Origin of the sequence: Kosmotoga sp. DU53 (assembly GCF_001639905.1) — a bacterium.
In the GTDB taxonomy this organism is placed as follows: domain Bacteria; phylum Thermotogota; class Thermotogae; order Petrotogales; family Kosmotogaceae; genus Kosmotoga; species Kosmotoga olearia.
In genome coordinates, this window is sequence record NZ_JGCK01000041.1 from 1 (window position 1) to 3,701 (window position 3,701).

Sequence of the window (3,701 nt, forward strand, 5' to 3'; positions counted from 1 at the left end):
CTCGGGTGAACTCTTCTAGAATTTCGGATTTTTCCTTTTTGCGAGCTTTCCTGTACCTTTTTGAATAATCTTCCACCACATTTTTCATATCTAACCTCTTCATCTTCTCGCCTACCTTCCCGGGTATTCGAGAAGATTATCCCTCTTTTTTGAGTAGATTTATTTTTGACGCAACGTTCCCTTTTCGAGTAGATTTTTTTTGAAGCAATTCGCTTTCTTGACATAGCCTTTTATTTCTGATATTATGTATGATGACATTGATTGGTGGTGAAGTGTTTTGGCAAGCTTTGTGTACGGTGTGATCATAGGATTTGTATTTGCGTTTATTGGGTACGTGAAAAATCACTTCACAAAGAAGCTTCTGGACGTTAATCATTCAGACGATGTTGATTACTCTGTTGTGGCTGTCATTGCCGCAAAGAATGAAGAAAGTGTTATAGAAAATACCGTTCGCAATTTGTTGACTAATTCCCCTCGGACTTTTAGGGTAATTGTTGTTGACGATAAATCCACGGATTCCACATATAAAATCCTGAGCGAGTTGTCAAGGGAATTTCCAAATTTGACCGTTGTTCGTAACACTGGTGCTCCAGGTAAATCTGAAGCTTTGAATGTTGCTCTTGATCTGGTCGAAGAGGATATTGTACTTTTCCTTGATGCTGACGCGCGTGTGGATTGGGATTTTATTAAGGAGTATTCCAAACTCTTCCGCTCCCCTGAAATTAATGTTGTATTCACAGACTTCGAATCATATAATCAATCACGTACCCTGGCAGTTATTCTCCAGGATCTTTATTTTTCCTTTATAAAAGCATTCGTATATTCTGGACTGTTTTCACCAACGATCTTCATGAACAGCGGCGTTTTCATCAGGAGAAAGGTTTTCGATATTGTTGGAAAGTTCGATCCACAAACTCTCGTGGATGATTTTGATTTAGCTCTTAGGCTCTGGAAGAGGAAACTCAAAGTGAAATTCGTCAGAGGCAAAAGGTGCAAGATACAGTATGCTTTCAGACTACAAGATTTATTCAAACAACACTGTCGCTGGTACATTGGGGGCATCAAAAAAATCTTTGAAACAGTTCTCTGAGGGTTACTATCTCGGTATTATAGCGATAGTAGCAATTGGAGCATTTGTGCTTTTTCCTATTTTGATGCTTGTATTAGCATACTTGCTAAAGGCTGATTATCTACTCAGCACAGTTATGCCGTTGTTCTGGGGCATTTTATACTCAAGTTCTTTGTTCAGCTATCTTTTCCACGATGGCCACAGGCCAAAAGAAATACTTATTAACACCATTATAGGTGTTCCTGTAATGTACGCTTTCTTCCAAATCGCTATTCTGGTTTCTTTTGTCAGGTCTTTTGAAAAGAAATCTACGTGGTATAAGGTCAAGCGAGAAAAGATATGAAGGCCATGGGTTTACTTAAGGGTGTGTGAAAAAATGGCTCCATTTATTACGATAATCGTACCGGTCTTCAACGAAGAATTCTTTTTGGAAGATACATTGAGATCAATTCGGGCACAAAGCTTCAAAAATTACGAGCTCATCGTTGTTGACAATGGCAGTACCGACAAAAGTCCTGAGATTGCGAAAAAGTACGCTGATAAGGTGGTATTTGAAGAGCGAAAAGGCTCTATCTATGCAATGCATAAGGGATTTGAAATGGCGGCTGGAGATATAATAACCAGCTGTGATGCTGATACGCTTTATCCAAATAATTGGTTGGCAAAAATGGTTCAAGCCTTTCAAAAAGACAAAGTTGTGGCAGTATACGGCCCCATGGCTTTTAGAGAGAATGGACCGGTTTTAAGAAGGCTTACTGTATTCAGTTACTGTTTGCTTAATGGGCTTTCAAATCTCGCAGGTGTAAGTTTGTCAGGTGCGGCAAATCTTGGGATTAGAAAAGATGCGTATTTTGCTGTTGGCGGTTACAAATTGAATAGCAAAGTCGCTTCCCAGGATTTTATTCTTGTAAAAAACCTCAAAAAAATAGGCAAAGTCAAATTTTGTCCTTCTATGATATGTTACACTTCGAATCGGCGCTATACAAAGGTAAACTTCATGCACGGGCTCAAAGAAGCCTTTAAGTTATGGCTTGATGTGGCTCTCAACAGAAACAAGATCACCTATGATAACTATTATGACGAAGATTACTACAAAAAAAAGGAAGAAACGATGAAAAAGAAGAACTCTTCCTTGCCCATTAGAGGAATGTTCGCTGGTATTGCTATAAGCATCATTATATTACTGGTTATACAAAAGATTTTTGGAGCCAAAATTGATTCTGGCTTACTAAAAAGTTCCTGGCCTATAGTTGTTGCTGCAATTTCTCTACTTTTCCTGAGTTTGGGCGTACCAGCTCTAAGATTGCTCCTTCTCCTGAAAAGTTTGAATGAGCGTTTGTCTTATTTTAGATCGTACAGGAGTACAATCTTAAGCTTGTTTTTTAGTGCTATTACCCCCTTCGCTGCAGGTGGGCAACCATTTCAAATTTATGATTTAACAAAGGCTGGAATCAATGTTTCGCATGCATTGGCTGCCGTAATCTCACAGTACCTGATATCAAATTTCTCCACAGCTTTCCTGGCTGTTCTTCTATTACCACGTTATCTCAGTTACTTTGCTAAGCTAGAAACCACTGGTACAATATTTGCTTTTGGCATTGCTATAACGATTACTGTTGGAATATTCTTTACCTTTCTAGCTCTTTCAAGAAGCCTGCTAATAAAATTTTTGAATTTTATTTCACATCGAAAGTTCTTACTCACTGTAATTGGAAAGTTGGCTAAAAAAGACAAAGAAACTATCGTGGGTGTTATCCGTGAGAAGTTTGAAAGATACAACGCTGGAATGCAAAGCATTTGGTCTAAGAAACCTTTAACGCTTGTAATTGACTTCTTCTTAGCCCTGGGTTATCTGTTGATAAATTACAGTATTTTTTATGTAATCGTGGTTGGTATTTTGATGAATAAAGGTCAAAACTTCAATTTCTCTCTAATTGATAGTATAGCCGTGCAAACGCTTTTGAGCTTTGTAGTTTACTATATTCCTACCCCGGGATCGAGCGGAGGTTTTGAATCCGGGATGTTTGTTATGCTAAAGGGTATGCTTCCAAACCAATCACTGATTATCGCTATTTCAATCTGGAGATTTGTTACCTATCACTTTCTGATTCTGGTTGGGCTTATAAACTTTTTGCTGAGCTTTGGCCAAAAAGGCCAGAAGGAGTTGAACTAAACATGATCAAAAAACTATTACTTTCTCCAGTATATGAAATTATCTGGTTGTTTTACTCTGGAATTATACTCTTCATTCTTCCTATGATCGCAAAGTCAAGATCTAAAGGAAAACTTCCAGAACCTCCCTTCATAATGTGCGTGACCCACGTTGGTAACTTTGACCCATTGTTTGTTGTACGAACATCAAAACGTTACAGAGCAAAGGCTTTGTATCAAGTAGATGGACCATACCCGTTAGTGAGATTCCTTTTGTATGTGGTCAAATAAAATTGACCCCCCAGGGCCATAGAAAATTGACCCGTTACCCCCTGGAAAAAAAGACCTTCTTGAGCGAGATAATAGAAACAATCTGCTCAAGGAGGTATACGGAGGGGTGAAAAACGTGTACGAGGTCAAAGAGATTCAACGGCTCTATCAGGAATATGGTTCTATTCGTGAGGTAACAAGACTCACCGGG

The 3,701-nt window shown here is 38.7% G+C and carries 4 protein-coding genes; all 4 read left to right on the forward strand.

Going from position 1 to position 3,701, the window contains the following annotated elements:
* The first annotated feature begins 277 nt into the window (after positions 1–277).
* The 4 genes from DU53_RS05815 to DU53_RS05830 are packed head-to-tail and all read left to right on the forward strand — an operon-like array spanning position 278 to position 3,511.
* Positions 278–1,090 (forward strand): glycosyltransferase family 2 protein, encoded by an 813-nt coding sequence (locus DU53_RS05815; RefSeq protein WP_063727969.1) that lies wholly within the window; start codon positions 278–280, stop codon positions 1,088–1,090.
* Positions 1,074–1,412 carry a hypothetical protein gene (locus DU53_RS05820; protein ID WP_063727971.1) on the forward strand — a complete coding sequence of 113 codons (339 nt, stop codon included), beginning with the start codon at positions 1,074–1,076 and terminating at the stop codon, positions 1,410–1,412. The genes DU53_RS05815 and DU53_RS05820 overlap by 17 nt, the downstream gene beginning before the upstream one ends.
* A 33-nt stretch (positions 1,413–1,445) precedes the next feature.
* Positions 1,446–3,242, forward strand: a complete 1,797-nt coding sequence (locus DU53_RS12285) for a flippase-like domain-containing protein (protein WP_161484758.1) — start codon at positions 1,446–1,448, stop codon at positions 3,240–3,242.
* Positions 3,243–3,244: 2 nt separating this feature from the next.
* The gene (locus DU53_RS05830; protein WP_063727973.1) at positions 3,245–3,511 is read left to right on the forward strand and encodes a hypothetical protein; all 267 of its coding nucleotides are present in this window, start codon (positions 3,245–3,247) and stop codon (positions 3,509–3,511) included.
* Positions 3,512–3,701: the final 190 nt, after the last annotated feature.

Coding starts and splice junctions, on each gene's coding strand:
- DU53_RS12285 (WP_161484758.1), top strand. CDS start 1,446: ATGGCTCCATTTATTACGATAATCGTACCGGTCTTCAACGAAGAATTC.
- DU53_RS05830 (WP_063727973.1), top strand. CDS start 3,245: ATGATCAAAAAACTATTACTTTCTCCAGTATATGAAATTATCTGGTTG.